Source organism: Streptomyces sp. Mut1, from assembly GCF_030719295.1.
GTDB classification, from domain to species: domain Bacteria; phylum Actinomycetota; class Actinomycetes; order Streptomycetales; family Streptomycetaceae; genus Streptomyces; species Streptomyces castrisilvae.
On record NZ_CP120997.1, the window covers coordinates 5,220,862 to 5,246,387 of the forward strand.

A 25,526-nucleotide genomic window follows, 5' to 3' on the forward strand; every position below is an offset into this window, starting at 1 on the left:
CCCCCGGCCGGACCTCCGGCCGGGGGCGGCGGCGTTCCCGGGCCGGTCCGCGCGCCCGCCCCGTCATCCGTGAGCCATGACATCTGTCATCCCGTATCCACGACCCGTGACCCTGCCGGGCGCACCCCCCGGTCCGCCAGGCTGGACGCATGACAACGACAGCCACCGAAACGACCGCGGCGAGGACCGCCGTGGTCAGCTTCGACCAGGTCACCAAGGCCTACGGAGACGTACGCGCCGTCGACGGACTCACCCTCGACCTGCACCCTGGCGAGACCGTCGCGCTGCTCGGCCCCAACGGCGCCGGGAAGTCCTCCACCCTCGACCTCCTCCTCGGCCTGCGCACCGCGGACTCCGGCAGCGTCCGCCTCTTCGGCACGTCCCCGCAGGAGGCCATCGCGGCCGGCCGGGTCGGCGCCATGCTCCAGAGCGGCGGCCTGATGGAGGACGTCACCGTCGAGGAACTGGTCCGGCTGGTCTGCGATCTGCACCCGCACCCCTACCCGGTGAGCGAGGTGCTGGCCCGGGCCGGCGTCGCGTCGATCGCCGGCCGCATGGTCAACAAGCTCTCCGGCGGCCAGGAACAGCGCGTACGGTTCGCCCTCGCCACCGCGGGCGCCAACGACCTGATTGTGCTCGACGAACCGACCACCGGCATGGATGTGACCGCCCGCCAGGCGTTCTGGGCCACCATGCGCGAGCAGGCCGAGCAGGGTCGTACCGTCCTGTTCGCCACCCACTACCTCGAAGAGGCCGACGCGATCGCCGACCGCGTCCTGGTCCTGCACAAGGGCCGCCTCCTCGCCGACGGCACCGCCGCCGAGATCAAGGCGAAGGCGGGGGCCCGCCGGATCTCCTTCGAACTGGAGGGCGCGGTCGACGAAGCGGCCCTGCGCGCACTGCCGTTCCTCGCCACGCTCGACATCAGCGGCCGGCGGGTGCGCATCCAGTCGCACAACGCGGACGCGACCGTGCACGCCGTCTACGGGCTCGGCCTCTACCCGCGCGAGCTGGAAGTCGCCGGACTCGGCCTGGAACAGGCCTTCGTCGCCATCACCGAGGCCGAGGAGGCCAGGACCGTATGAACACGCTCATCAAGCTCGAAGTGACCCGCACCCTGCGGAACAAGAAGTTCATGTTCTTCTCGGTCATCTACCCGTCGGTGATCTACCTGCTGATCTCCGGCACTCAGAACACCACCGACACGGTGCCGGGCACCGATCTGACGCTCCAGGCCTTCTTCATGGTCTCCATGGCCTCCTTCGGCGCGCTGACCGCCGTCCTGATGGGCAACAGCGAACGCATCGCGAAGGAGCGCGAGAAGGGCTGGGTGCGCCAGCTGAGGCTGACCGCGCTGCCCGGCCGCGGCTACGTCCTGGCGAAGATCGCGAGCGCCGCCATGGTGACGCTGCCCTGCATCGTCGTCGTCTTCCTCGTCGCGGCGGCGGCCAAACACGTCCGCTTCGACCTGTGGCAGTGGCTCGCGCTGACCGGCGTCATCTGGGCCGGCTCGCTCGTCTTCGCCGCGCTCGGCGTCGCCATCGGCTACCTCACCAGCGGTGACGCGGTCCGCCCGGTCACGATGATCATCTACTTCGGCCTCTCGATCCTCGGCGGCCTGTGGATGCCGAGCGCGACCTTCCCGCAGTGGCTCCAGAACATCTCCGAGTGGCTTCCCACACACGCGTACGCTGCACTCGGCCAGGCCGTCGAAATGGGCGGCGCGCCGCACGCCAGGGACATCGCCGTCCTCTGCGTCTACTTCCTGCTCTTCGCGGGCGGCGCGGCCTGGCTCTACCGGAAGGACACCTTGAAGGCTTGAAACCTCCCCTCCCCGGCGGGAGGGGATTCCTAGCTCACTTCGCCTGACCTCTGGCAGGGGGCAGGGCTTACGAGATCAGCACCAGCCGGGTTGAGACCAGCCCGGACGAGCATCACATGGGCGGAGTTCTTGTCCCTGGGGGACGAGGTTCCGCATGCGGTGCACGTGTACGTTCGTTCGGAGAGGGGGAGTGCGTGCTTGGTTCTCGCTCCGCACCGTGCGCAGTCCATGGTGGTGTGCGCGGGGTGGACCAGGTGCACGGTTCTGCCGTGCTTGCGGGCCTGCTCGATCAGCGCTGTCTTGGTGGCGCCGATCGCGGCGTCCGCGGCCTTGCGGGCCATGGTGGTCTTCGCGAGGAACTTCGGGCGGAAGTCTTCCACGGCGAGTTGGTCGAAGTCACGGACGACGGTCCTTGCCCATTTGCGTGCGGTGTCGGTCCGCTGCCGGGCGGTCTTCTTGTGCAGCTTTGCCACGGCCGTGCGGGCCTTGCGGTATCCGGCGGTGTCAGGCCGGTTCTTCGGCGTCTTCCTGCGTGCCATCATCCGCTGGTAGCGGGCAAGCTGGTGCGCGGCCGACCTGCCGTGCTGGGCGTGCGGGAGGTCGTGTCTGTCGGAGGTGGTGGTCGCGACCTCCTTCACACCCCAGTCGACGCCGATCGCCCGGCCGGTGGCGGGCAGCGGCACGGTCTCGGTGGCGACGACGAACGAGCAGTACCAGTGTCCGAGGCGGTCCCGGTACACCCGGACCGACGACGGTGCGGACGGAAGGTCACGGGACCACACCACCGACAGCACCATCCCGCCGGCCAGGTGCAGGCGCCCGTCCTTGATCCGGAATCCGCGCCGGGTGTAGTTCAGCGTGGGCAGTGCGTCACGCCTGCGCTTGGCACGGGGCATCCCGGCGCGCTGCCACATCGGCAGACCGGCCTTGATGTCCTTCAACGCCTTCGTGCGGGACTTCGCGAAGTCCCGGATGATCTGCTGCTGCGGAACGCTCGCACCCTCACGCAGCCATGCCATCGACTGCCGGGCCTCGGTCAGTATCCTGTCGAGCTGCGCCGGACCACACGTGACCTTCTTCGCGGCGCCCCGGTTCGCGGCGTGGACCTTGCGGGACATGGCCACGCACTCGTTCCACACCCACCGACAGCGCGCCCACTCGGCCTCAAGACCGGCCAGGGCGGTCGAGGACATACGGAGCCGGAAGGTGTACCGGGCATGCCCGGACCCCTGCTCGGTCACTGCTGTCGTCGTCATGATCGGCAACCTAACAGCCCCCACTGACAACGGAAGAGAGCGCAGGTCAACACAGATGCGCAGAGAAATGCACCGCTTCGCGGCTCAGCGGCGAGGACCCACTCCTCCCCGCTCTGAAGGGTGGGGCGTTCCGGGAGAAACAAGGTGAACGAGGACGAGACGTCGGTGGGTATCGGCAGTCCGCCGGAGCGGCGCAAGCAGATGCGGCTCAAGGCCCTGTGGATCGGGATCTGGCTCGCCTTCATGAGCGCCCCGGTGAAGGACCTCGTGGACGCCCACCACACCGCGTGGGCGACGGCGCTGGGCACGTTCGGCCTGCTGGTGTTCGTCGGCAGCTATCTGCTCCTGGTCTACCGCCACACCTCGAAGGCGCTCGACCCCCTGCGGGTCCGTTCCGCGCTCGCCTTCCTCGGGGTCCTGGCCGTCGTGCTGTCGCTGACGCTGGGCACCCCCTGGCTGGTGCTGTTCGTCTACGTCTCGGTCTCCGTCGGGGCCACCCTGCCCCTCGCGGCCGCCCGCTGGCTGATCCCGCTCGTGACCGCCGTCCTGATCGGCATCGGCGCGGCCGGCGGACACCCCAGGGAGGTCATCAGCGCGCTGGCCTTCCCGGCGCTGCTCGGCGGCTTCGCGATGGCCGGCGTCCGGCAGATGATCCGCACCACGATCGAGCTGCGCGAGGCCCGCGCCACCGTCGCCCAGCTCGCCGCCAACGAGGAACGCCTCCGCCTCGCCCGCGACCTGCACGACCTGCTCGGCCACTCCCTCTCCCTGATCACCCTCAAGAGCGAGCTGGCCGGGCGGATGCTCCCCGGCCGGCCGGAGCAGGCCGCCGCGCAGGTCGCCGACATCGAACAGGTCAGCCGCCAGGCGCTGGTGGACGTACGCAGCGCAGTCACCGGCTACCGCAGGCCCACCCTCCCCGGCGAACTGGCCGGGGCCCGGACCGCGCTGGCCGCGGCCGGAGTCACCGCCGACATCCCCACCGACGTCCCCGACGGCCTGCCCGAGGAACCGGAGGAGGTGCTCGCCTGGGGGCTGCGGGAAGCCGTCACCAACGTCGTACGCCACAGCGGCGCGCACCGCTGCACGGTCACCGTCGCCCCCCGCCAGACGCTCGGCGGCCGGGTCCTCGAACTCACCGTCGCCGACGACGGCCGCGGCGCCGGCGGCACCCGGCCCGGCAACGGCCTCACCGGTCTCGCCGAACGCCTCGCCACCGTCGACGGAACCCTCACCACCCGGCCCACCCACCCCCGCTCGGGCAAAGGCTTCACCATGGTCCTCAGTGTTCCGTTCGAATCCGGCCTAGGATCCGCGGAATGAGCATGATCAGACTCCTCCTCGCTGAGGACCAGTCCATGGTGCGCGAGGCCCTCGCGGCGCTCCTCGGGCTGGAACCCGACATCGAGGTGGTCGCCCAGGTCGCCCGCGGCGACGAGGTCCTCGCGGCGGCCCGGGAACACGGCGTCGACGTGGCCCTCCTGGACATCGAGATGCCCGGCATGACCGGCATCGAGGCCACCGCCCAGCTGCGCGACGCCCTCCCGGACGTCAAGGTCGTCGTCGTCACCACGTTCGGCAGGCCCGGCTATCTGCGCCGGGCGATGGAGTCCGGCGCGGACGCCTTCCTGGTGAAGGACGCCCCCGCGGCCCAGCTCGCCGCGGCGGTACGCAAGGTGCTCGCCGGGGAACGCGTCATCGACCCCACCCTGGCCGCCGCCGCCCTCGCCGACGGGGCGAGTCCGCTGACCGAGCGGGAGCGCGAGGTGCTGCGCACCGCGGCGGACGGCTCGACCAACGCGGAGATCGCCGCCGCGCTCCACCTCTCCCAGGGCACGGTCCGCAACTACCTCTCCATGGCGATCCAGAAGATGGCCGCCCGCAACCGCGCGGAGGCCGTCCGGATGGCCCGCGAGAAGGGCTGGCTGTAGGACCGGCGCGCCGGGCCGGGGCCGGACTCCGGCGCGCTCACCGGCCGGAGGCCGGCCCCGGCACGGACCGCGGCGCGCTCCCCCGGCCGGTGAGCACGGGGGAGACCGGCCCCGCCTCGTGATCCTCAGCGACCAGCGCCACCTGACGGCGGTTCTCCGGCACGCGCAGCCCGTCAGCGGGTGGGAGCGGCTTTCGGAGGTGGCGTTCCCGAAGGGCGCGCCCGCGCTCTTTCCGTGGTCGGAGACGGGCGCGTGGACCGTCCACGTCCTGTGGGCCCTGGTGGCGGGAGCGGTGACGGTGCTCGCGGTGCACCGCCGTGACCAGTGACGATGCGGAAGACACCGCACTCGTATCGCCAACTCGCCTTCCCGGCAAAACATTTCAGAAACATGCTGGAATTTCTTGCGCCATCTCTTGACGTGCTCACCGCCATCGCGGCAGGCTCCGAACTCCCCCCACGGTGGCCAGGCGCGTGGCCGCCCCCGCAGGGTACGGACCCCATTTCCGTACCCGCGACCGAAGGAGCCGCAATTGAGTTCCCGCGCCCTCCGCGTGACGCTGGCCGGGCTGCTCGCAGCCGCCGGGGCCACCGCGCTCACCGCCTGGCCCTCCCAGGCCACCCCGCCGGGCGAGAAGACCGTCACCGCCACCCTGTTCGAGTGGAAGTACGACGCGGTGGCCCAGGCCTGTACGGACTCCCTGGGCCCGGCAGGCTACGGGTATGTGGAGGTCTCGCCCGCCTCCGAGCACATCCAGGGCGACCAGTGGTGGACCTCGTACCAGCCGGTCAGCTACAAGATCGCCGGGCGCCTCGGCGACCGTGACGCCTTCGCCTCGATGGTGGAGAGCTGTCACTCGGCCGGGGTGAAGGTGATCGCCGACGCGGTCATCAACCACATGTCGTCCGGTTCCGGCACCGGGACCGGCGGCACCGCGTACACGAAGTACGACTATCCCGGGTACTTCCAGGACCAGGACTTCCACGGCTGCCGCAAGGACATCAGCGACTACGGCGACCGCGACGACGTCCAGAACTGCGAACTGGTCGGCCTGGCCGACCTGGACACCGGCAGCGACGCCGTCCGTACGACGATCGCCGCCTACCTCTCCGACCTGCGGGGCCTGGGCGTCGACGGCTTCCGCATCGACGCCGCCAAGCACATGGCCGCCGACGACATCGCCGCGATCAAGGGCAAGATGGACGACCCGGGCTACTGGGTCGGCGAGGTCATCTACGGTGGCGGCGAGGCGGTCCAGCCCGAGGAGTACACGGGCGTGGGCGACGTGGACGAGTTCCGCTACGGCGGCCACCTCAAGAGCGCCTTCCAGGGCGGCGGCATCAGCGGGCTCCGGGGCGTGGCCGACGGCAAGCTGGCGAGCGGGAGCGCCCGTACGTTCGTCGACAACTGGGACACCGAGCGCAACGGTTCCACGCTGACCTACAAGGACGGCGCGGCCTACACCCTGGCCAACGTCTTCATGCTGGCCTCGCCCTACGGCTCGCCGAACGTCTTCTCCGGCTACGAGTGGTCGGACAAGGACGCCGGCCCGCCGAACGGCGGCGCGGCGGCCTGCGGGAGCGACGGCTGGACCTGCACGCACGCGCGGACCGCGATCACCGGCATGGTCGGCTTCCACAACGCCACCGAGGGCGCGGAGCTGACGGACTGGTGGGACAACGGTTCGTCGGCGATCGCCTTCGGCCGGGGCGACAAGGGGTTCGTGGCCATCAACAACGGGGAGGGCGAGCTGACCGGGACGTTTTCCACCTCGCTCCCGGCGGGCACGTACTGCAACGTGGCGCAGGCTTCCCCGGACGCCTGTGACGGAAACACGGTTCAGGTCGGTGACGACGGCACGCTGACCGCGACCGTCCCGGCGAAGGGCGCGCTGGCCCTGCACGGCTGATCCCGGCACGCGGCGCACACCGCCGGCCGCTGCCGCCCCTCCGCGGGGGCGGCGGCGGCCGGTTCCGTCGTCGGGCGGGTCAGGCGAAGTAGTGCCCCTGGTCGAGGTCTTCGAGGAGCCCCGGGCCGGTCGGCCGCCACCCCAGCGCCTCACGGGTCAGCGCGGAGGACGAGGGTCCGTCGATCCCCACGAGGCCGCCCAGCCAGGCGAAGTGACCGGCCGCCTCCTCGGGCGGGACCGAGGCCGTGGGGACGCCGAGGCGGCGCCCGAAGACCTCGGCGACGGCCCGCAGCGGGACGCCCTCCTCGGCCGCGGCGTGCAGCGTCGAACCGGCGTCGGCGTTCTCCAGGGCCAGCCGGAACAGGTGGGCCGCGTCCGAGCGGTGCACGGCCGGCCAGCGGTTGGAGCCGTCGCCGACATAGCCGGCCACACCCTTCTCGCGGGCGATGCCGATCAGGGCGGCCATGAAGCCGTTGTCCCCGTCGCCGTGGACCGTCGGGGGCAGCCGGACGACGGACGAGCGGACATCTCGGGAGGTGAGGGCGAGGGTCGCCCTGGCGTTGTCCTGCCGGCCGCCGGGGCCCCCGGACGGCGCCTGCGGGTCGGGGCTCTGCCCGTCCCGCTCGGTCGCCAGACGGCCCGGGGCGAGTCCGAGGAGACCGGACGCGATGACGAATGGCCTGCCGGAGCCGGCGAGCGCGTCGCCGAAGGTGTCGATGGCCCGGCGGTCCGCGTCCGTGGCGCCCTGGAAGTCGCCGGAGAATGCGATGTCGTGCTTGAAGGCGAGATGGATGACGCCGTCCGCGTCGGCGGCCGCCTCGCGCAGAACACCGAGGTCGTCCAGCGACCCGCGCCGCACCTCGGCCCCCGCGGCGGCGAGCGCCTCGGCCGAGGCGTCGGAACGGGCGAGCCCCACGACCCGGTGGCCCGCTCCGATGAGCTCGGGAACGACGGCGGAACCGATCCAGCCGGACGCTCCGGTGATGAACACACGCATGGGAAACCTCCTGGAACAGGCCGACATGCCGGCGGTCCGGGCCGGTCGGAGGACGAGGGCCGGACCTCCGATGTCAGCGACTGTCATCAGCGTACTCCCCGATGACAGTCACTGCCGTCCCATACACTCGGCCGTATGGGTCGATGGGAGCCGAACGCACGCGGCAGGCTGGAACAGGCCGCCATGGAGCTCTACGGCGAGCGGGGTTACGAGCAGACGACCGTGACCGAGATCGCCAAGCGCGCCGGGCTCAGCGAGCGCACGTTCTTCCGGCACTACGCCGACAAGCGGGAGGTGCTGTTCGGCGGGTCGGCCGCGCTCCAGGACCTGCTGGTCGCCGGCCTGGGCGACGCGCCCGCGTCCGCGCCAGCGATCGACGTGGTGGCGGCGGCGCTCGACGCGGTCGCGGCCTCCTTCGACGGGCGGCGCGAGTTCGCGCTGCGGCGCCAGGGGATCATCTCCGCCAACGCGGAGCTGCGGGAACGCGAGCTGATCAAGCTCGCCTCGCTGTCCGCCGCGCTCGCCGGGGCCCTGCGCGCACGCGGTGTCGCGGAACCGGCCGCGAGCCTGGCCGCCGAGGCCGGCATCGCCGTCTTCAAGGTCGCGTTCGAACGCTGGACCGACGGCGACGGAACCCGGAGCATGGACCACTTCACGCACGAGGCCCTCGAAGCGCTCAGAGCGGTGACGGCGGGCGCATAGCCGAGGGCCCGGACCGCGTGGAGGCGGTCCGGGCCCTCGGATGTCCGGCCGTGCTGTGCTTCAGCCGTGCTGCTCTACGGGAACGACACGACCTGCGACGGAATGGTGTCCGTCCCCGAGGTGGGCGACCCCGTGTCGTTGATGACGTGGTTGTACTGTCCCTGGCCGCCGAGGGAGACGACGATCAGGTCGTGGAACTTCACGCCGGGCTTGACCGGGGCTTCGAAGCCGTGGTCCTGGCGGATGCTCGGGTCGACGTTGAAGTAGCAGTAGCTGCCGAGCCCCCAGCCCTCGTGGGTGGTGACGGAGTCGTCGACCTTGTAGGCGGCGAAGCCCTTGATGTCACCGTTCTGGATGGCGTCCTGGTTGGGAACGTCGTACGCCTTCTCGTTCTGGAAGAAGATCGTCCTGCCGTTCTCGCCGGACCAGCGGACGTCGTACTTGTTGAAGTGCTCCACGAAGAGGCCGGTGGCCAGGACGTTGTCGCCGTTGACCTGGAGGCCGTAGTCGGACCGGTTGGTGTCCCAGCCGATGCCCTCGCCGTGGTCGGCGCGCCACAGCCAGGTGTGGTCGATGATCGTGTCGTTGCTGTTGATCACCATGCCCGTGGTCGCCTTGCCGGCGCCCGCGCCGCCGACCCGGACGAAGACGTCCTGGAGGGAGGTGGGGTTGTCGGCGTGGCTCGCGGACGCGCCCTGGGGGCCGACCTCGATCAGCGAGTCGGAGTTGGTGGTGCCCGCGTCGACCAGCAGCCCGGCGAGCTTGACGCCGTCCACGTCACCGACCTTGATGGCGGTGACCCCGTTGTCCGGGATGATCGTGGCGAGGCCGAGGCCGAGCACGACGGTGTCGGCGCGGTCGATGTCGATCGTCTGGTCCACGTGGTAGACACCCGGCGTGAACAGCAGGTGCAGACCCTGCTGCACGGCCGCGTTGATCGTCTCCGCGCTCGCGCCGGGCTTCACCACATAGAACTGGTCGAGCGCGATCGACTCGCCCTGCGGCGTGCCGTTGCCCCACGAAGTGCCGCGCGCGTTGGTGCGCTTGGCCGGGACGAAGACCTTGTAGTCGTCACCGTCCAGGTAGAGGAACGGCTTCTCGCGGGAGACCGGGGTGGTGTCGAGCGTGGTGTACGGCGGCTCGGGGAAGCTCTGCGCGGGAGCGCCCTCGACGCCGGAGAACGTCATGTTCCAGACGCCGTTGCCCCAGCCGCCGACCGAACTGTCCCGGGTGTACCACTGCTGCTGCGAGTACGGCCCTACCTCGCCGTCGATCTTGCTGTCGGCGATGTACCCGCCGCTCGCCCAGCCGTAGCCGTCGGGCGCCAGGTTGAGCCCGCCCTTGACGTGCATCCGGCGGAACGGAGCCGCCTGCGAGACGGCCCAGCGGTCGGTGCCGTTGACCGGGTTGAGCGCGAGGTTCTCGGCCGAACGCCAGAAGTTCTGCGTGGCGTTGCCGTCGAACCAGCCCGCGTCGACGGTGACATCACCGTTGAACGTGGTGTCGTCCGGGTTCAGCCCCAGACCGGCGATCGAGGTGTAGAAGCCGATCTGGGCGTTGATGTTGTCGTACGTGCCGGGCTTGAACATCAGCGCGTAGCGGCCGGTGCCGAACTGCGCCGACTCCTGCTGCTTGAAGATCTCGTCGACCTTGCCCTGGATGTCCGGCGTCGACGGGTCGAACACCAGGACGTTGGGGCCGAGATCGCCGCCGCCCTCGACGGCCTGCGCGTCCTGGCCGAAGGCGGTCTGCGCGGTGGGGACGGCGAGCAGCAGGGAGGTGGCGAACGCGGCGAACCCGAGGGCCCGCCCGCGGCGCCGCCTGCGGCGTGGTGTCGCGGAGGTGGGTGTGGGGGGAGTTGTGGGGGCTTCCGTGGGGGGAAGGTGCATGGACGTACGTCTCCTGAGTCGTGGTACGGGTGACACGACGAGCTGTCCGGAGAGCGCCGTGAGAGCGCTCTCTCGTGGGAGTTGATGGTTCCGTCGCCACCCGGGAAACGTCAAGAGGTGTGCAACAGAAGCCTCACCCGAACCAGCTGGGCGCAACAATTAACGGCAGGGGAACGGCAATTGACCCGTTCTGCGCTCAGTTCGGGGCGCTCTTGGGTTCAGGAGATGATGTTGCGCCGTTCGGTGCGGGAGGGCACTGGGGCCTGATCCGAACGACAGGCCCTAGGCTCCTGCGGATGACCGAACTCGATGCCACCCGCGCCTATTACGACACCGTCGCCGAGGAGTACGCCACGCGCGTCCCCGGTCTCTTCGCCGAGGATGTGACGGGGCGCGCGATGCTCGGCGCCTTCGCGGAGGAGGTGCGGGCGGACGGCGGCCTGCCGGTGGCCGATGTCGGCTGCGGGCCCGGCCATGTGACGGCCCATCTGGACGGACTCGGGCTCGGCGTCCACGGGGTGGACGCGTCGCCGCGGATGGTGGACGTCGCCCGGCGCCGCCACCCGGGACTCCGGTTCGAGGCGGGGACGATGGACGCGCTCGGCCTGCCGGACGGCGGGCTGGGCGGGATCGTCGCCTGGTGGTCGATCCTGCACACCGCGCCGGAGCTCCTGCCTTCACTCTTCGTCGAGTTCCGCCGCGTCCTGGCCCCCGGCGGCCGGCTGCTGCTGGGCTTCCACGCCGGGAACGGGGAGCCCTACACCGGACAGCCGCGGCCCGAAGGCGTCGCGTACGCCATTCACCTGCTGTCGCCCGACCACGTCGGACAGCAGCTCGAAGAGGCCGGTTTCACCGTCACCGCCCGGCTGACCGCCGCGGGCGACCGCTGGCCCCAGGTGTGCCTGCTGGCGCGCGCGGGAACGTGAGGACCTGGCCGGCACCTTGGTCAGGTGGGGTGCCGGCCAGGAGTTGGGGTGCGCGCGTCAGGCGCGGGTGATGCGGGCGATGGCCTCGACGGTCAGGGCGCGGTCGTGCGGTTCGGTCTCCAGGGCGCGGTGGATCGACAGCCCCTCGATCAGCGCGTCCAGCTGGCGGGCCGTCGCCGGGTCGAAGTGCCACTCCAGGGCGACCCGGCTGCGGCGCATCCACTCCCGGGTCAGCTCGCGGTAGGCGGGCTTGCGGGCGGCCAGGGTGTACAGCTCATGGGTGAGGACCAGTTCGCGCTGGTTGCCGCCGGACAGGTGGTGCACCAGGTCGGCGACCGCCTCCCGGGCCTCGTCCCGCGTGGTGGCGGCGCCGAGACGCTCCTCGAAGACGGCGACGATGCCGCCGGAGAAACGGGTGAACGCCTCCCGCAGCAGCTCGTCCATGCCCGCGAAGTGGTACGTCATCGAGCCGAGCGGCACGCCCGCGCGGGCGGCGACCTTGCGGTGCGAGGTCCCGGCGACCCCCTCCTGCGCGATCAGGTCGAGCGCCGCGCCGATGATGCGTTCCCGCCGCTCGGGGTCGTTCTGTCCGGTCGCCACGCTGAGTCCTCGTCGTCCCTCGTCTGGATCGAACGGATCACCCGGGCCGGATTGCCCACGGCGACCACATTGGCGGGGATGTCCTTGGTGACGACGGCTCCCGCGCCGATGACGCTGTTCTCCCCGATGGTCACCCCGGCGAGCACGATCGCCCCGCCGCCGAGCCATACATTGTCGCCGATCGTGATCGGCCGCGCCGCCTCCAGCTTGTCCCGGCGGGGCTCCGGCTCCACCGGGTGGGTGGGCGTGAGCAGCTGGACGTTCGGCCCGATCTGGCAGTCACGGCCGATGGTGATGGGGGCGACGTCCAGGGCGGTGAGGTTGTAGTTGACGAAGGTGTCCTCGCCGACCGTGATGTACGTGCCGTAGTCGACGTACAGGGGCGGCCGGATGTGCGCGCCGGCGCCGAGACCGCCGAGGAGTTCGGCGACCACGGGCCGCGCCGCGTCCGGGTCCTCGGTGTAGGCGGCGAGGTAGCGGGCGGCCAGCCGCACGGCACGCCGCTGGGCCTCGACGATCTTCGGGTCGTCGGCGATGTAGAGGTCCCCGGCGAGCATCCGCTCCTGGTTGGTACGCGGATCTCCCGCGAAGTGGTCCGTCATGGGTACGATCGTACACTCAAGGCGTACGATCGTACGCTCGTGGCGTCCGCCACCTTCCCGACCCGTCTGCCGAGGCCCCGCTGTATGGATGCCGCCACACGCCGCTGGCGTGCCGCACTGTTTCTCTTCATGCTCGCCGCCGGCACCGGCATGGCCTCCTGGGTGGCGCGCACCCCGGCCGTGCGGGACGGGCTCGACGTGTCCACCGGGTCGATGGGCCTGGTGCTGTTCGGCCTTTCCACCGGCTCGATGGCCGGTGTCACGGCCTCCGGCCCGCTCGTACGCCGTTACGGGGGCCGGACCACGATCCTCGGCGGGGCCTCGCTGATCGTCGCGGGCCTGCTCGTCGTCGCCCTGGGCACCGCCCTGCCGCTGGCGGCCGTGGTCTTCGGCGGACTGGCCCTGTTCGGCGGCGGGATGGGGATGAGCGAGGTCGCGTTCAACATCGAGGGCGCCGCCGTCGAGAGCGCCATCGGCCGGCCCGTCCTGCCGGTGCTGCACGGCTGCTTCAGCCTGGGCACCGTCGTCGGGGCGCTCCTCGGCATGGCGCTGACGGCGGCCGAGTTCCCCGTCGGATGGCATCTGACACTCGTCGCGGTGCTGATAGCGGCGGCCGGTACGCGGGCGGTCCTCGCCATCCCGCACGGCACCGGCAAGGAGACCGGCCCGGCCGCCGGGTCCGGGCAGGGCGGCCTGCGGGGGCAGCTGCACGTGTGGCGGGACCGGCAGCTCGTCCTCATCGGCGTGATCGTGCTGGCCATGGCGTTCGCGGAGGGCGCGGCGAACGACTGGCTGCCGCTGCTGATGGTCGACGGGTACGAGGTGAGCGCCACCGCGGGCTCGCTGACCTTCCTGCTGTTCGCCTCCTCGATGACGCTCGGCCGGTTCGCCGGCGGCCCCCTGCTTGAACGGTTCGGCCGGGTGCGGGTCGTACGGATCAGCGGGGTGACGGCCGCGCTCGGCCTGGTGGTGGTGATCGTCGCGCCGAGCCCGGCGATGGCGGGCGCCGCCACCGTGCTGTGGGGGCTCGGCGCCTCGCTCGGTTTCCCGGTCACCGTGTCCGCGGCGGGCGACCATCCGCACGACGCGGCGGCCCGGGTCGCGGCCGTCTCCACGGCGGGCTACGGCGCCTTCCTGGTCGGCCCGCCCGCCCTCGGCTTCCTCGCCGACCACATCGGGCTGCGCCTCGCGATGACGGTGGTCCTCGCCCTGGTGGCCGTCGCCGCGATGCTGGCCGGGGCGCTGGGCCCCGACCGCACCGCGACCGATCCGCGGAGCGAGCCGGTCACCCCCTGACCGGCTCCGCCTCCCCGTCGTCCCACAGCGCGGTGCTGTGCGCGGCGGTCAGCGCCCCGATCCGGGCCAGCGCCTCACCGGCCGGCACCGGGTCGAGCCGCCGGCCGTCGCGCAGCCGCAACGCGACGAGCCCGTCCGCCGCCTCCGCCGCGCCGATCACCGCCTGGTACGGCACCAGCCGGGCCTGGCGGATCCTGGCCCCGAGGCTGCCGTGTTCCCGGCCGCTGACCTCCGCGCGCAGCCCCAGGTCGGCGCAGCGCCCGGCCAGCGCCTCGGCCTGCGGGAGTTCGGCGTCGGAGACGGGCATGACCATCAGCTGGACGGGGGCCAGCCAGCCCGGGAACGCGCCGCCGTGCTGCTCGACGAGATGAGCGACGGCCCGCTCCACGCTGCCGATGATGCTGCGGTGCACCATGACCGGCCGGTGCTTCGCCCCGTCCGCGCCGGTGTAGTGCAGACCGAACCGCTCCGGCTGGTGGAAGTCGACCTGCACGGTCGACATGGTCGACTCGCGGCCCGCCGGGTCCTCGACCTGGACGTCGATCTTCGGCCCGTAGAACGCGGCCTCGTCCTCGGCCGCCTCGTACGGCAGCCCGGACGCGTCCAGCACCTCGGTCAGGAGCGCGGTCGAGCGCCGCCACATCTCCGGGGCGGCGACGTACTTCCCGCCCGGCCCCGGCAGGGAGAGCCGGAAGCGGGCCGGGCGGATGCCCAGCGCCTCGTACGCCTGCCGGATCATGTCGAGCGCGCCCCGTGCCTCGTCGGCGACCTGGTCCAGGGTGCAGAAGATGTGCGCGTCGTTCAGCTGGATGGCCCGCACCCGGGTCAGCCCGCCGAGCACCCCGGACAGCTCCGAGCGGTACATCCCGCCCAGCTCCGCCATCCGCAACGGCAGTTCGCGGTAGCTGTGCGCGCGGGAGCGGTAGATCACCGCGTGGTGCGGACACAGGCTCGGCCGCAGCACGACCTGCTCGGAGCCCAGGTCCATCGGCGGGAACATGTCGTCGCTGTAGTGCGACCAGTGCCCCGAGATCTCGTACAGCTCCCGTTTGCCGAGCACCGGCGAGTACACGTGGCGGTAGCCCGCCCGGCGCTCGGCGCCGCGGACGTACTCCTCCAGGGTGTGCCGCAGCGCCGCACCGTCCGGCAGCCAGTAGGGGAGGCCCGCCCCGATCAGCGGGTCGGTGTCGAACAGCTCCAGCTCACGGCCGAGCCTGCGGTGGTCGTGCATGGTGGTCTCCTCGCGTACGGAGGGCGAGCGACCCCACGACAAAGCCCCGGGGCACTCGCCCCGGGGCTTGACTGGTCATCGGTCAGCGCGCCGGGACACTCTCCGGCGTCGTCGTCATAGCGGCACGCTTCATGCGGGAGACGTTAACAGCCGTCCCGTACCGGGCGCGCGGGGTTTTTCCGCCCGTACGCGGGGAAGGCCGGCTCATGCCTTCTTGACCGAGTCGAGGTGGGCGAAGACCACGACGTTGTCCTCGTAGTCCTTGGCCTTCCGGTCGTAGTTGCCGCCGCAGGTGATCAGGCGCAGCTGGGCGTCCGGGGTGTCGGCGTACACCTTCTTGTCGGGGAAGTCCGCCTTGCTGAACGTCTCCACGGTGTCGACCGAGAACGAGGCGACCGTGCCGTCGGCGCGGGTGATGTCGACGCTCGCGCCGGGCCGCAGGAACCGCAGCTGGAGGAAGACGGCCGGGCCGGTCGTCGTGTCGACATGGCCCGCGACGATCGACGCCCCGCGCTCGCCGGGCGTCACCCCGTCCTTGAACCAGCCGACCAGGTTCTTGTCGTTCGGGGGCGGCGCGTCGAGCCGGCCGGACGCCCCGATCGACAGCTGGGTGAACGGCGCGTCCACCGCGATGGCCGGGATGCGCAGACGCGTCGGCAGCGAGCGCGGCAGCGCGGGCGCGGGGCTCGGGGCGGCCGTCCCGGAGGCGGAGGCCGCGGGGGAGGGGGCGGCGGGCGCGGCCGCGGCGGGCGGGGCGGGGGCCTTGTCGTCGACGGGGGCGCCGATGGAGTGGTAGATGAGCAGCGCGCCGAGGCCGGCCGCCGCGACGGGCCAGAACAGGGCCCGGCCGAGCGTGCCGGTGCCGGACGCGGCCCCGGTGGAGGGGGAGTCGGAGGACTGCGGGGCGGCCATGGGAACGTGCCTTTCGTGCGTGCGGTGCGGTGCGGGCGAGCGCGGACCCGGGAAACGCGGGCGCCGCGGTCGCCGTCCGCAGGGACGGCGACCGCGACGGCCAGGGGCCCGCTGAGCGGCCTGGTCAGGCCATCGCACCGCCGGACGCCTGGCGGCGGCGGAGCCGGTACGCGGCGACACCCGCGCCACCGAGCAGCAGCAGCGAACCGGCGGCCAGACCGCTGCCGGTCATCGCCATCGCGCCGCCACCCGTGTGCATGCCACCGCTGGGCTTGTCCTTCTTCCAGCCCTCGTCCTCGGACTTCGACGCGGAGCCGGTCTTGCCGCTCTCGTCGTTGCCCGGCTGCCACTCCTTGGCGACGGTGTTGGCGAGGGCGCCGCCGCCGGTGTGGACGCCGCCGTGGGGCTTGTCCTCGTCCTTGTACTTGCCGCCTTCGTCGCCGGGCTGCCAGCCTTCGGCGACGGTGTTGGCGAGGGCGCCGCCGCCGGTGTGGACGCCGCCGTGGGGCTTGTCCTCGTCCTTGTACTTGCCGCCCTCGTCACCGGGCTGCCACTCCTTGGCGACCGTCATCGACAGCGCGCCGCCGCCGGTGTGGACGCCGCCGTGCGGCTTGTCCTTCTTCCAGCCGTCGTCGTCGGACTTGCCGTGCTCGTGGGCGCTGGAGGAGCCGCCGTCGTGCTGGTCGGCGGCCACGGTCAGGGCGTAGGCCGAGGGAGCGGTGATCGTGAGGACCGCCGTCACGGCGGCCGAAGCGAACAGTGTGCGGGCAGAGCGCATCTGAACACATTTCCTTTCGTCGCCCCTGCGAGGAGTGACGGTGTGTCGACTCCCGGTGACGCAGCGGCTACGTGATCCACCGTCAGCCGGAACGCCGGAGCGCGCCATCGGAGAGCCCCGCATTGGAGCTACGGCGTGGGCTCATCGAGTGGCGAAGAACGGATAATCACCCGTTGGACGGCATGGCGCGCCCCGCGAGGTTTGGGCACGGCCCACCCCGCACCGCGTTCCGCCCCGTCAGTTCAGGAGCGCCCGCGCGGCCCGCGCGCTGTGCCGCACCGACTCGGCCGCGGCCGGCTCGATCTCCTCGACCACCCGCGCGTACTCCTCCATCTCCTCGGCCCCGCGCAGGAACTCCCCGGCGCGCACCAGGAGCTGGGCGTGCTCGTAGCGCAGCCGGGCCGGGTGCGACGGCAGCAGCAGGGACAGCTCGACCGCCCACAGCGCCACGGCCATCTGCTCGGGACGGGCCGCCGCCCACGCCCGGATGTTGTTCAGGATCCGCAGCACGACCTCCAGCGGCCGGGCCGGCTCCAGGGCGGCCGGCTCCCACCGCTCCCCGGTCGCGCTCGTCACCAGCAGCTCCGCGTCCTGGTCCGTCAGCGGCCGGCCCCCGGCGAACGGATCGGCGAGCACCCGCTCGGAGGGATCGCCGAAGCCGACCACGAAGTGGCCCGGCAGAGCCAACCCGTACACCGGGGCGCCCGCCCGCCGCGCGACCTCGATCCACACCACCGACAGCAGGATCGGCAGCCCGCGCCGCCGCCGCAGCACCTCGTGCAGCAGGGACGACTCCAGGCGCCGGTAGTCCGCGGGCGCGCCCTCGAACCCGTACCGCTCACCGAGCAGTTCGGCCAGCGCGGACGCCCAGGCGCGGCCGTCGCGCAGCCCGTACGGGAGCAGTCCGGCGAGCCGGTCCAGCTCGATCTGGGCCGTGTCGATGCCATGCGTGTCCAGCTCGGGGTCCGCCTCGGCGGCCACCAGCAGACACAGCAGCGCCAGGTCGGGCCGCTCGGCGCGGGCCTCGTCGGCGAACCGGCGGCGCCGCTCCTCGCAGTCGTTCCTCCCGGGGGCCACCGGTCACACCGGCCGGAAGTGGTGGTAGAGGTGGTGGGCGGCGAACCCCATCCCGTCGTACAGCGCGCGGGCGCCCTCGTTGTCCTCCTCCACCTGGAGCCAGGCCGCCGACGCGCCCTCGTCCATCGCCTGCCGGGCCAGCGCGGCCATCACCGTGGTGGCCAGCCCCCGCCTGCGGTGCTCGGGAGCCACCTCGACGGCCATGAACCCGGCCCACCGCCCGTCCACCACGCACCGCCCGATCGCGGCGGGCGCCTGATCCCCGGGCTCGCCGGGCACGGAGGCGAACCACACCGAGGGGCCGCCGTTCAGCACGGAGGTCACCTCCGGGCCCGGGGTCCCGACGCGCTGATAGCGGCCGAGCCACGCCTCGTCGGCCGTACGGCCCAGCCGCACCCGGGACACCTCGGCCGGCAGATCACCGATCGGGGCCAGGGCGGCGATCCGTACGGACGCCGTCACCTCGCGCCGCCAGCCGTGCTCCTCCAGCGCCGCGCACAGCTCCTCCTGCGCGCCCTCGGCACCGGTCGCGGTCTGTACGTACGCGGGCAGACCCCGGTCCGCGTACCACTGCTTCACCCGCCCGAGCGCCACGTCGAGCGGCACGCCCGGGTCGCCGAGCGGAAGGACGGAATTGGCGCGCCGGGTGAAACCGCCGGAGGCGCGCAGCAGCCACTCGCCCAGCGGTTCGCTCTCCACGGGCTGCCAGGCACGCGCGGTCACCCGGGCGAGTTCCCCGAAGGAGGCGGCGGGTCCGCGCCTGCGGGCCGGGGCGGACGGCACGACCTTGCCCGCTACCAGGGACGACTCCGGGATGCGCACCGAATCCCCGTTCTTGGGTGTGACGGAGAGCACACCGTCGTCCCACGATGTGAGAACGCCGACCGTGTCGGTGAACTTCGGTCCTTGCGGGCCGTCCTCGGCCACCCGCCGGACTGATACCCGTTTGCCCACGTCAGCTGGTGCAATTCGGACCTCAAGCCGTCCGCCGATGGTGAATTCCACAGCTCTGTCCGCCCCTCCTGTTCGGATCGTGCCCGCGAACGGAGATACTAGGTGCGGGCATCGACGACGCCGCGCTCCCGCGCGAGAGCCAACGCCCTACCGAGGAGGAACGACAGCGTGACCTACGTCATCGCGCAGCCTTGTGTCGACGTAAAGGACAAGGCCTGCATCGAAGAGTGCCCCGTCGACTGCATCTATGAGGGCCAGCGGTCCTTGTACATCCACCCGGACGAGTGTGTCGACTGCGGAGCCTGCGAGCCGGTCTGCCCGGTGGAAGCGATCTTCTACGAGGACGACACTCCGGACGAGTGGAAGGACTACTACAAGGCGAATGTCGAGTTCTTCGACGACCTCGGATCGCCGGGTGGTGCCTCCAAGCTGGGCCTGATCGAGCGCGACCACGCGTTCATCGCCGCGCTGCCGCCGCAGAACCAGTAACAGCGCCCCGGCACGTGCGCCACCCCGGTCCCGTACGGCTCGTCGCCGTGCGGGACCGAGGTGTTTCCCGCGGCCCCTTCCGGGCCGCCCGCGTGTACCCCGTACGAGAAAGCAGAGAGCCGTGTCCGCAGTCTCCTCCCGCCTCCCGGTCTTCCCCTGGGACAAGCTGGCGCCCTACAAGTCGACGGCCGAGGCCCACCCGGACGGCATCGTGGACCTGTCCGTCGGCACACCGGTCGATCCGGTGCCCGAGCTGATCCGCGAGGCGCTCGTCGCGGCCGCGGACAGCCCCGGCTATCCGACGGTGTGGGGGACGGCCGCGCTGCGCGACGCGCTCACCGGCTGGGTGGAGCGGCGGCTCGGCGCGGTCTCGGTGGCCCACGAGAACGTGCTGCCCGTTGTCGGCTCCAAGGAACTGGTGGCCTGGCTGCCGACCCAGCTCGGCCTCGGCGCCGGCGACAAGGTCGCCCACCCGCGGCTCGCCTACCCGACGTACGAGGTCGGCGCCCGGCTCTGCGGCGCCGAGCCCGTCGCCTACGACGACCCGACCGAGCTGGACCCGGCCGGGCTGAAGCTGCTCTGGCTCAACTCCCCGTCCAACCCGACCGGCCGGGTCCTCGCCAAGGACGAACTGACCCGGATCGTCGCCTGGGCGCGCGAGCACGGCGTACTGGTCTTCAGCGACGAGTGTTACCTGGAGCTGGGCTGGGAAGCGGAACCGGTCTCCGTGCTCCACCCGGACGTTTGCGGCGGCAGTTACGAGGGCACCGTCGCCGTCCACTCGCTCTCCAAGCGGTCCAACCTGGCCGGCTACCGCGCCGCGTTCATCGCGGGCGACGCGGCCGTGCTGGGCGACCTGCTGCTGATCCGCAAGCACGGCGGGATGATGACGCCCGCGCCCGTCCAGGCCGCGACCGTCGCCGCTCTCGGCGACGACACGCACGTCGCCGAGCAGCGCACCCGCTACGCGGACCGGCGCGCCGCCCTGCGCACGGCCCTGGAGGCGCACGGCTTCCGGATCGAGCACAGCGAGGCGAGTCTCTACCTGTGGGCGACCCGCGACGAACCGTGCTGGGACACCGTGGCGTACCTGGCGGAGCTGGGCATCCTGGTGGCGCCCGGCGACTTCTACGGACCGGCGGGCGACCGCTTCGTGCGCGTGGCGTTCACGGCCACCGACGAGCGCGTGGCGGGCGCGGTCAAGCGGCTGGGCTGAGCCCTTCGGGGACGGCGTGCGTGAGGGCCCCGGGAGTGCGCACTCCCGGGGCCCTCACGCATGGCTACGAAACCGGCAGGGCCTCAGCCGAGCGGCAGGCCCTTGGTGAGGGCGTCGGTGGGCAGGCCGCCCTCGGCGGTCTTGGAGACGGTGCCGACGGCGTCGCCGTCAGCCGCGCCCTTGGTGGTCCTGGTGACGTTCTTCGCGGCGGGGGCGGCCTTGGTGCCGACGTCCCCGAGGGTCTTGCTCGCCACCGGAAGCGTGGTGCCGACGACCTTGCCGCCGGCCTTGCCCGCGGTGTCGGAGGCCGGCTGGGCCGCGCCTTCGACCGTCTTACCGAGACCGGAACCCTCGACGCTGGTGAGACCGCCGAGGTCCGGGGCCTGCGGGAGCTCCGCGGCACCCGCGGCGCCGGCCGCACCGACCACGGGGGCCGCACCCGCCGCGATCAGCAGCGCGGTACGGGCGATCCGACGGGTCAGGGGGAGGGACATGATGCTCCTTCGACGGGAGGGAAATTCGGGCTGTCCGTGGGTCGGACGCCATGACAACCGTCGTGGGGGCGGGTGAGGTTGCGGTGCGACGACGTAAAGAGTGAGTAATGCGTCGGATAATCCTCAGCGGAGGAACCCGGGCAAACGCAGCATTCCGCGATCACCCGCCGAACCGTCACTCCCCGTGCGGCACAAGGGAATCGGGGGAGCGGAGAGACGGGCCGGGCACCCCCGCGCCGGGGGTATCCGCACGGGCCAGGGTCCCCCCGCGCGGATGACACCTCGTACGCACGCGCGGGCGTCGGACGGGCCCTATCGCACGAGGCGCATCCGGACCTCGGCGGTGTCGGATTCCGTGCGCTTCGACTCCTCGCGCTCCGTGTGCCAGCCCGATCCGGCGCTCCACACCCGGCCCCCGTACGCCACCTCATCGATGCCCAGCGCCTCGGACTGGGCCACCGCCCAGTGCGCCAGCTCCCAGCCCCGCTGCGGCGCACCGTCCCGGGCGGCACGGCGGTCGGCCCGCACCGGCACCGTGAGCGCGCCCGAGGCCGACGCGCCCGCCGTGGGCGCGGGCCCCGGCAGCACCTTCTCGCCGAAGGCCCGCACCAGGGCGGCCCGCACCTTCGACGCGTCGCCCGTCCCGGCCGTGGACCGCGGCGGCTCGCAGTCCAGCGCGCCCGGCGTGCGCCCGGTCAGCGCGGCGGCCAGCAGCGCGGCGTCCGGCTCGTGCTTCGCGTACGCCTGCGGGAAGCCGCTGCGCTGGACGCGCTGCGCGGCCTCGGTCAGCGGCAGCCGCGAATAGCCGGGCACCTCGGCCAGGTGCGCGTAGAACTTCCCGGCCGCGTACACCGGGTCCATGACCTCCTTCTCGCTGCCCCAGCCCTGCGAGGGGCGCTGCTGGAACAGCCCCAGCGAATCCCGGTCGCCGTGGTCGAGGTTGCGCAGCCCGGACTCCTGCAACGCCGTCGCCAGCGCGATCGTCACCGCCCGCTCCGGCATCCCGCGCGTGGTGCCGACCGCGGAGATCGTCGCCGCGTTCGCGGCCTGCTCGGGCGTCAGCCGGTACGTGCCGTCCGCCGACCGCACCGTGCACTGATCGGACCCCCGGCCGCCCGAAACGTACTGGAAGGTCAGATATCCACCCACCGCGACAAGCACCCCGAAGGCCGCCGCGATCCGCAGCCGGCGGCTGCGGCCGGGGCGTGGGCGGTCAGCGGGAACGGTCCTGGGCACGGGGTCACCGTACGACAGACGCTAGGGTCGTAGCCATGGCCGAAAGCACGCTTGACCTCACCCTGGACGGACCCGCGCTCACCGCCGCGCTCGTCGACTTCCCCTCGGTCAGCGGGGAGGAGAAGGACCTGGCCGACGCCATCGAGTCGGCGCTGCGGCCGCTGCCGCACCTGACGGTCGAGCGGTACGGGAACAACGTCGTGGCCAGGACGAATCTCGGCCGCTCCGAACGCGTCATCCTGGCCGGTCACATCGACACCGTGCCGATCGCCGACAACGTGCCCTCCCGGCTCGACGCCGACGGCCTGCTCTGGGGCTGCGGCACCTCCGACATGAAGTCCGGCGTCGCCGTCCAGCTGCGGATCGCCGCCACCGTGCCCGAGCCCAACCGCGACCTCACCTTCGTCTTCTACGACAACGAGGAGGTCGCCGCCCACCTCAACGGCCTCGGCCACATCGCCGACGCCCACCCCGACTGGCTGGCGGGCGACTTCGCCGTCCTCCTGGAGGGCTCCAACGGAGAGGTCGAGGGCGGCTGCCAGGGCACCCTGCGCGTCTTCCTCCACCTCGACGGCGAGCGGGCGCACTCCGCGCGCAGCTGGAGGGGGTCCAACGCCATCCACGCCGCCGCCCCGGTCCTCGCCCGCCTCGCGGCCTACGAGCCGCGCCGGCCGGTGATCGACGGCCTGGAGTACCACGAGGGCCTCAACGCCGTACGCGTCGAGGGCGGCGTCGCCAACAACGTCATCCCCGACGCCTGCACGGTCGTCGTCAACTACCGCTACGCCCCCGACCTCGGCCAGGAAGAGGCCCTGGCCCACGTCCGTGAGGTCTTCGACGGCTGCGGCGTCGCCGAGTTCACCGTCGACGACCACTCCGGCGCGGCCATGCCCGGCCTCTCCCACCCGGCGGCCAAGGCGTTCATGGACGCGGTCGGCGGCACCGCCCGCCCCAAGTTCGGCTGGACGGACGTCGCCCGCTTCGGCTCCCTCGGCGTCCCCGCGGTGAACTACGGCCCCGGCGACCCGATCCTCGCCCACAAGCGCGACGAGCACGTGAAGGTCGAGCGCATCACCCACTGCGAGGACCGTCTGCGCTCCTGGCTCACCGCCTGACCCACGATCCGACCTCCCGCATTCCTCCGCCCTTAACCCGCGGCGATCTACGCTGGCACGAGACGGAGGCGCCGCAGAGCGCCTCCGACGTCGGCGGAGGGAGCAGGTCATGGGCAATCCCGAGGATGCGCGCATTCCCGAGGGTGCGGAGATCCCCGAGGGCGCGGTACTGCCCGAGGAGCAGCGGCTCGGCCCGGTACTGCGCCGCAGGGACCAGGTACAGCCCGGCACGACCGATCAGCGGCTGCTGGACTCCGAGGACGACTCCGAGTGGGTGCACACCGACCCGTGGCGGGTGATGCGCATCCAGTCGGAGTTCGTCGAGGGCTTCGGCGCGCTCGCCGAACTGCCGAGCGCCATCAGCGTCTTCGGCTCGGCCCGCACCCCGGCCGGGGCGCCGGAGTACGAGGCGGGCGTACGGATCGGCCGGGCGCTGGTCGACGCGGGCTTCGCGGTCATCACGGGGGGCGGTCCCGGCGCGATGGAGGCGGCGAACAAGGGGGCGCGCGAGGCGAAGGGCGTCTCGGTCGGCCTCGGCATCGAGCTGCCCTTCGAGTCCGGCCTCAACCAGCACGTCGACATCGGCGTCAACTTCCGCTACTTCTTCGTCCGCAAGACGATGTTCGTGAAGTACGCCCAGGGCTTCGTCGTCCTGCCCGGCGGCCTGGGCACCCTGGACGAACTCTTCGAGGCGCTGACCCTCGTCCAGACCGGCAAGGTCACCCGCTTCCCGATCGTCCTGTTCGGCACGGCCTACTGGGGCGGCCTGGTCGACTGGCTGCGCGACACGGTGGTGGCCCAGGGCAAGGCCTCGGAGAAGGACCTCCTGCTCTTCCACGTGACGGACGACGTGGACGAGGCGGTGGCCCTGGTCACGAAGGAGGTCGGCCGCTGAGCCCGGGGGCGCTGCCCCCGGACCCCTGCTCCTCAATCGCCGGAGGGGCTGGATCTCGCCCACCGGCGGAGGCGAATTCAAGCCCCTCCGGCGCTTGAGGAGCGGGGCCCGGGGCAGCGCCCCGGTTCCGGGAAGGGGCGGGTAGGGGAACAGGCCCACCCGCAGGCGCCCCCACCCGCAGGCGCCCCCACCCGCGGGCGCGACGCCCGCCCCGCCCCGCCTACGCCAACCCTCGCCGCGCGACCGCCGGCGCCCGCCACCCCGCGATGGACGCCACCATGTCCAGAACCTCCCGCGTCTCGCCCACCTCATGCACCCGGTACACCCGCGCCCCCAGCCACGCCGACACCGCCGTCGTCGCCAGCGTCCCGAGCAGCCGCTCCTTCACCGGCCGGTCCAGCGTCTCGCCCACGAAGTCCTTGTTGGAGAGCGAGACCAGCACCGGCCACCCCGTCTCCGTCATCTCGCCGAGCCGGCGCGTCGCCTCCAGCGAGTGCCGGGTGTTCTTCCCGAAGTCGTGACCGGGGTCGATCATGATCCCGTCCGGCCGGACCCCGAGCTTCACGGCCCGCTCGGCCAGCCCCACGGTCACCCCGAGGATGTCGGCCATCACGTCCTCGTACCCCACCCGGTGCGGCCGGGTCCGCGGCTCCGCGCCCCCGGCATGCGTGCAGACGAGCCCCGCCCCGTACCGCGCGGCGACCTCCGCCAGCTTCGGGTCCACCCCGCCCCACGCGTCGTTCAGCAGATCCGCCCCGGCCTCGCAGACCGCCTCGCCGACCTCGTGGCGCCAGGTGTCGACGCTGATCACCACGTCCGGGTGACGGCGGCGCACCTCGGCGACGAACCCCACCGTGCGGCGGGCCTCCTCCTCGGCGGTGACCTCCTCGCCGGGCCCGGCCTTGACCCCGCCGATGTCGATGATCGCCGCGCCGTCGGCCACGGCCTGCTCGACCCGGGCGAGCGCGGGCTCGTCCCGGAAGGTGGCGCCCCGGTCGTAGAAGGAGTCCGGGGTGCGGTTCACGATCGCCATGATCACCGGCTCGTGCGCACCGAATTCGCGCCGCCCCAGCCGGAGCGCACCGCTTGCCATCCGAGTCCCTCTCTGTGAATCCGCCCGGCAGATGACCTGCCGAGGCCAACTGCCGACCCTAACTGTCACTGCCTCATGGCACGATCGGACCCGGACGAATTCCGCT

Annotated in this window: 26 protein-coding genes; 13 read left to right on the plus strand and 13 right to left on the minus strand. The window is 72.2% G+C overall.

The window, feature by feature from the left end:
• The first annotated feature begins 149 nt into the window (after nt 1–149).
• Nucleotides 150–1,085, plus strand: coding sequence for an ABC transporter ATP-binding protein (locus P8A18_RS22815; protein ID WP_306057143.1), 936 nt, complete (start codon nt 150–152; stop codon nt 1,083–1,085).
• Complete coding sequence (locus P8A18_RS22820; RefSeq protein ID WP_306057145.1) at nt 1,082–1,822, plus strand: ABC transporter permease; 741 nt, start codon at nt 1,082–1,084, stop codon at nt 1,820–1,822. Before P8A18_RS22815 ends, P8A18_RS22820 begins: the two co-directional genes overlap by 4 nt.
• Before the next feature lie 29 nt (nt 1,823–1,851).
• Here P8A18_RS22820 and P8A18_RS22825 read toward each other — a convergent pair whose 3' ends face one another.
• Nucleotides 1,852–3,078, minus strand: coding sequence for an RNA-guided endonuclease InsQ/TnpB family protein (locus P8A18_RS22825; RefSeq protein ID WP_306057146.1), 1,227 nt, complete (start codon nt 3,076–3,078; stop codon nt 1,852–1,854).
• Nucleotides 3,079–3,222: 144 nt separating this feature from the next.
• On the opposite strand from P8A18_RS22825, the gene P8A18_RS22830 reads away from it, so the two are divergent.
• The 4 genes from P8A18_RS22830 (at nt 3,223) to P8A18_RS22845 (ending at nt 6,918) form a co-directional block, all read left to right on the plus strand.
• The gene (locus P8A18_RS22830; protein WP_306057148.1) at nt 3,223–4,401 is read left to right on the plus strand and encodes a sensor histidine kinase; all 1,179 of its coding nucleotides are present in this window, start codon (nt 3,223–3,225) and stop codon (nt 4,399–4,401) included.
• Nucleotides 4,398–5,009, plus strand: a complete 612-nt coding sequence (locus P8A18_RS22835; protein WP_306057149.1) for a response regulator transcription factor — start codon at nt 4,398–4,400, stop codon at nt 5,007–5,009. Before P8A18_RS22830 ends, P8A18_RS22835 begins: the two co-directional genes overlap by 4 nt.
• A 118-nt stretch (nt 5,010–5,127) precedes the next feature.
• On the plus strand, nt 5,128–5,337 hold the full coding sequence (locus tag P8A18_RS22840; RefSeq protein WP_306057151.1) for a hypothetical protein: 210 nt from the start codon (nt 5,128–5,130) through the stop codon (nt 5,335–5,337).
• 204 nt (nt 5,338–5,541) lie between these two features.
• The gene (locus P8A18_RS22845) at nt 5,542–6,918 is read left to right on the plus strand and encodes an alpha-amylase (protein ID WP_306057152.1); all 1,377 of its coding nucleotides are present in this window, start codon (nt 5,542–5,544) and stop codon (nt 6,916–6,918) included.
• 79 nt (nt 6,919–6,997) lie between these two features.
• On the opposite strand, the gene P8A18_RS22850 is transcribed toward P8A18_RS22845, so the two are convergent.
• Nucleotides 6,998–7,915: an SDR family oxidoreductase gene (locus tag P8A18_RS22850; protein WP_306057154.1), complete on the minus strand. Its 918-nt coding sequence runs from the start codon at nt 7,913–7,915 to the stop codon at nt 6,998–7,000.
• 135 nt (nt 7,916–8,050) lie between these two features.
• On the opposite strand from P8A18_RS22850, the gene P8A18_RS22855 reads away from it, so the two are divergent.
• The gene (locus tag P8A18_RS22855) at nt 8,051–8,617 is read left to right on the plus strand and encodes a TetR/AcrR family transcriptional regulator (protein ID WP_306057155.1); all 567 of its coding nucleotides are present in this window, start codon (nt 8,051–8,053) and stop codon (nt 8,615–8,617) included.
• Between the two features lie 74 nt (nt 8,618–8,691).
• Here the strand turns inward: P8A18_RS22855 and P8A18_RS22860 are convergent, their stop codons facing one another.
• A complete protein-coding gene (locus tag P8A18_RS22860) occupies nt 8,692–10,506 on the minus strand; it encodes a pectate lyase-like domain-containing protein (RefSeq protein ID WP_306057157.1) in 1,815 nt (604 codons plus the stop codon).
• 296 nt (nt 10,507–10,802) lie between these two features.
• Between P8A18_RS22860 and P8A18_RS22865 the strand changes: the two genes are divergently transcribed.
• Nucleotides 10,803–11,432 carry a class I SAM-dependent DNA methyltransferase gene (locus P8A18_RS22865; protein WP_306057158.1) on the plus strand — a complete coding sequence of 210 codons (630 nt, stop codon included), beginning with the start codon at nt 10,803–10,805 and terminating at the stop codon, nt 11,430–11,432.
• A gap of 57 nt (nt 11,433–11,489) precedes the next feature.
• Here the strand turns inward: P8A18_RS22865 and P8A18_RS22870 are convergent, their stop codons facing one another.
• Both P8A18_RS22870 and P8A18_RS22875 read right to left on the minus strand, forming a co-directional pair.
• Nucleotides 11,490–12,032 carry a TetR/AcrR family transcriptional regulator gene (locus P8A18_RS22870; protein WP_306057160.1) on the minus strand — a complete coding sequence of 181 codons (543 nt, stop codon included), beginning with the start codon at nt 12,030–12,032 and terminating at the stop codon, nt 11,490–11,492.
• The gene (locus P8A18_RS22875) at nt 11,969–12,634 is read right to left on the minus strand and encodes a sugar O-acetyltransferase (protein WP_371933706.1); all 666 of its coding nucleotides are present in this window, start codon (nt 12,632–12,634) and stop codon (nt 11,969–11,971) included. Before P8A18_RS22875 ends, P8A18_RS22870 begins: the two co-directional genes overlap by 64 nt.
• An 84-nt stretch (nt 12,635–12,718) precedes the next feature.
• On the opposite strand from P8A18_RS22875, the gene P8A18_RS22880 reads away from it, so the two are divergent.
• Nucleotides 12,719–13,930 carry an MFS transporter gene (locus tag P8A18_RS22880; RefSeq protein WP_306057161.1) on the plus strand — a complete coding sequence of 404 codons (1,212 nt, stop codon included), beginning with the start codon at nt 12,719–12,721 and terminating at the stop codon, nt 13,928–13,930.
• Here the strand turns inward: P8A18_RS22880 and thrS are convergent.
• From thrS to P8A18_RS22905, 5 genes are all read right to left on the minus strand, one after another.
• Entirely contained in the window at nt 13,920–15,203 is a 1,284-nt protein-coding gene (gene thrS / locus P8A18_RS22885) for a threonine--tRNA ligase (protein WP_306057162.1), read from the minus strand. The two genes, P8A18_RS22880 and thrS, sit on opposite strands and share 11 nt — an antisense overlap.
• Nucleotides 15,204–15,365: 162 nt before the next feature.
• Nucleotides 15,366–16,073, minus strand: coding sequence for a class F sortase (locus P8A18_RS22890; RefSeq protein ID WP_306057165.1), 708 nt, complete (start codon nt 16,071–16,073; stop codon nt 15,366–15,368).
• A 124-nt stretch (nt 16,074–16,197) separates the two neighbouring features.
• The gene (locus tag P8A18_RS22895) at nt 16,198–16,851 is read right to left on the minus strand and encodes a hypothetical protein (protein ID WP_306057167.1); all 654 of its coding nucleotides are present in this window, start codon (nt 16,849–16,851) and stop codon (nt 16,198–16,200) included.
• Nucleotides 16,852–17,088: 237 nt separating this feature from the next.
• On the minus strand, nt 17,089–17,928 hold the full coding sequence (locus P8A18_RS22900; RefSeq protein ID WP_306057169.1) for a transglutaminase family protein: 840 nt from the start codon (nt 17,926–17,928) through the stop codon (nt 17,089–17,091).
• A 3-nt stretch (nt 17,929–17,931) separates the two neighbouring features.
• Nucleotides 17,932–18,933: a GNAT family N-acetyltransferase gene (locus tag P8A18_RS22905; protein WP_306057171.1), complete on the minus strand. Its 1,002-nt coding sequence runs from the start codon at nt 18,931–18,933 to the stop codon at nt 17,932–17,934.
• A 117-nt stretch (nt 18,934–19,050) separates the two neighbouring features.
• On the opposite strand from P8A18_RS22905, the gene fdxA reads away from it, so the two are divergent.
• On the plus strand, nt 19,051–19,371 hold the full coding sequence (gene fdxA / locus P8A18_RS22910; RefSeq protein ID WP_018105475.1) for a ferredoxin: 321 nt from the start codon (nt 19,051–19,053) through the stop codon (nt 19,369–19,371).
• A 121-nt stretch (nt 19,372–19,492) separates the two neighbouring features.
• The gene (dapC, locus tag P8A18_RS22915) at nt 19,493–20,587 is read left to right on the plus strand and encodes a succinyldiaminopimelate transaminase (protein ID WP_306057176.1); all 1,095 of its coding nucleotides are present in this window, start codon (nt 19,493–19,495) and stop codon (nt 20,585–20,587) included.
• 83 nt (nt 20,588–20,670) lie between these two features.
• Here the strand turns inward: dapC and P8A18_RS22920 are convergent, their stop codons facing one another.
• Nucleotides 20,671–21,081: an ATP-binding protein gene (locus P8A18_RS22920; RefSeq protein WP_306057177.1), complete on the minus strand. Its 411-nt coding sequence runs from the start codon at nt 21,079–21,081 to the stop codon at nt 20,671–20,673.
• Between the two features lie 312 nt (nt 21,082–21,393).
• Entirely contained in the window at nt 21,394–22,317 is a 924-nt protein-coding gene (locus tag P8A18_RS22925) for a VldE C-terminal domain-containing protein (protein ID WP_371933707.1), read from the minus strand.
• A 35-nt stretch (nt 22,318–22,352) separates the two neighbouring features.
• Here P8A18_RS22925 and dapE point away from each other — a divergent pair, with 35 nt between their 5' ends.
• Nucleotides 22,353–23,432, plus strand: coding sequence for a succinyl-diaminopimelate desuccinylase (dapE, locus tag P8A18_RS22930; RefSeq protein WP_306057179.1), 1,080 nt, complete (start codon nt 22,353–22,355; stop codon nt 23,430–23,432).
• 109 nt (nt 23,433–23,541) lie between these two features.
• Nucleotides 23,542–24,327, plus strand: a complete 786-nt coding sequence (locus tag P8A18_RS22935; protein ID WP_018549831.1) for an LOG family protein — start codon at nt 23,542–23,544, stop codon at nt 24,325–24,327.
• 220 nt (nt 24,328–24,547) lie between these two features.
• Here the strand turns inward: P8A18_RS22935 and folP are convergent, their stop codons facing one another.
• Nucleotides 24,548–25,420 carry a dihydropteroate synthase gene (gene folP, locus P8A18_RS22940; RefSeq protein WP_018549832.1) on the minus strand — a complete coding sequence of 291 codons (873 nt, stop codon included), beginning with the start codon at nt 25,418–25,420 and terminating at the stop codon, nt 24,548–24,550.
• Between the last annotated feature and the right edge of the window lie 106 nt (nt 25,421–25,526).

Bases quoted from the DNA above. Each gene is read 5' to 3' on its own strand.
- P8A18_RS22850 (WP_306057154.1), bottom strand. From the start codon at position 7,915: ATGCGTGTGTTCATCACCGGAGCGTCCGGCTGGATCGGTTCCGCCGTC.
- P8A18_RS22825 (WP_306057146.1), bottom strand. From the start codon at position 3,078: ATGACGACGACAGCAGTGACCGAGCAGGGGTCCGGGCATGCCCGGTAC.
- P8A18_RS22920 (WP_306057177.1), bottom strand. From the start codon at position 21,081: ATGTCCCTCCCCCTGACCCGTCGGATCGCCCGTACCGCGCTGCTGATC.
- P8A18_RS22880 (WP_306057161.1), top strand. From the start codon at position 12,719: ATGGATGCCGCCACACGCCGCTGGCGTGCCGCACTGTTTCTCTTCATG.
- folP (WP_018549832.1), bottom strand. From the start codon at position 25,420: ATGGCAAGCGGTGCGCTCCGGCTGGGGCGGCGCGAATTCGGTGCGCAC.
- dapE (WP_306057179.1), top strand. From the start codon at position 22,353: ATGGCCGAAAGCACGCTTGACCTCACCCTGGACGGACCCGCGCTCACC.
- P8A18_RS22815 (WP_306057143.1), top strand. From the start codon at position 150: ATGACAACGACAGCCACCGAAACGACCGCGGCGAGGACCGCCGTGGTC.
- P8A18_RS22895 (WP_306057167.1), bottom strand. From the start codon at position 16,851: ATGCGCTCTGCCCGCACACTGTTCGCTTCGGCCGCCGTGACGGCGGTC.
- P8A18_RS22865 (WP_306057158.1), top strand. From the start codon at position 10,803: ATGACCGAACTCGATGCCACCCGCGCCTATTACGACACCGTCGCCGAG.
- P8A18_RS22935 (WP_018549831.1), top strand. From the start codon at position 23,542: ATGGGCAATCCCGAGGATGCGCGCATTCCCGAGGGTGCGGAGATCCCC.
- P8A18_RS22835 (WP_306057149.1), top strand. From the start codon at position 4,398: ATGAGCATGATCAGACTCCTCCTCGCTGAGGACCAGTCCATGGTGCGC.
- P8A18_RS22860 (WP_306057157.1), bottom strand. From the start codon at position 10,506: ATGCACCTTCCCCCCACGGAAGCCCCCACAACTCCCCCCACACCCACC.
- P8A18_RS22855 (WP_306057155.1), top strand. From the start codon at position 8,051: ATGGGTCGATGGGAGCCGAACGCACGCGGCAGGCTGGAACAGGCCGCC.
- P8A18_RS22820 (WP_306057145.1), top strand. From the start codon at position 1,082: ATGAACACGCTCATCAAGCTCGAAGTGACCCGCACCCTGCGGAACAAG.
- P8A18_RS22890 (WP_306057165.1), bottom strand. From the start codon at position 16,073: ATGGCCGCCCCGCAGTCCTCCGACTCCCCCTCCACCGGGGCCGCGTCC.
- P8A18_RS22875 (WP_371933706.1), bottom strand. From the start codon at position 12,634: ATGACGGACCACTTCGCGGGAGATCCGCGTACCAACCAGGAGCGGATG.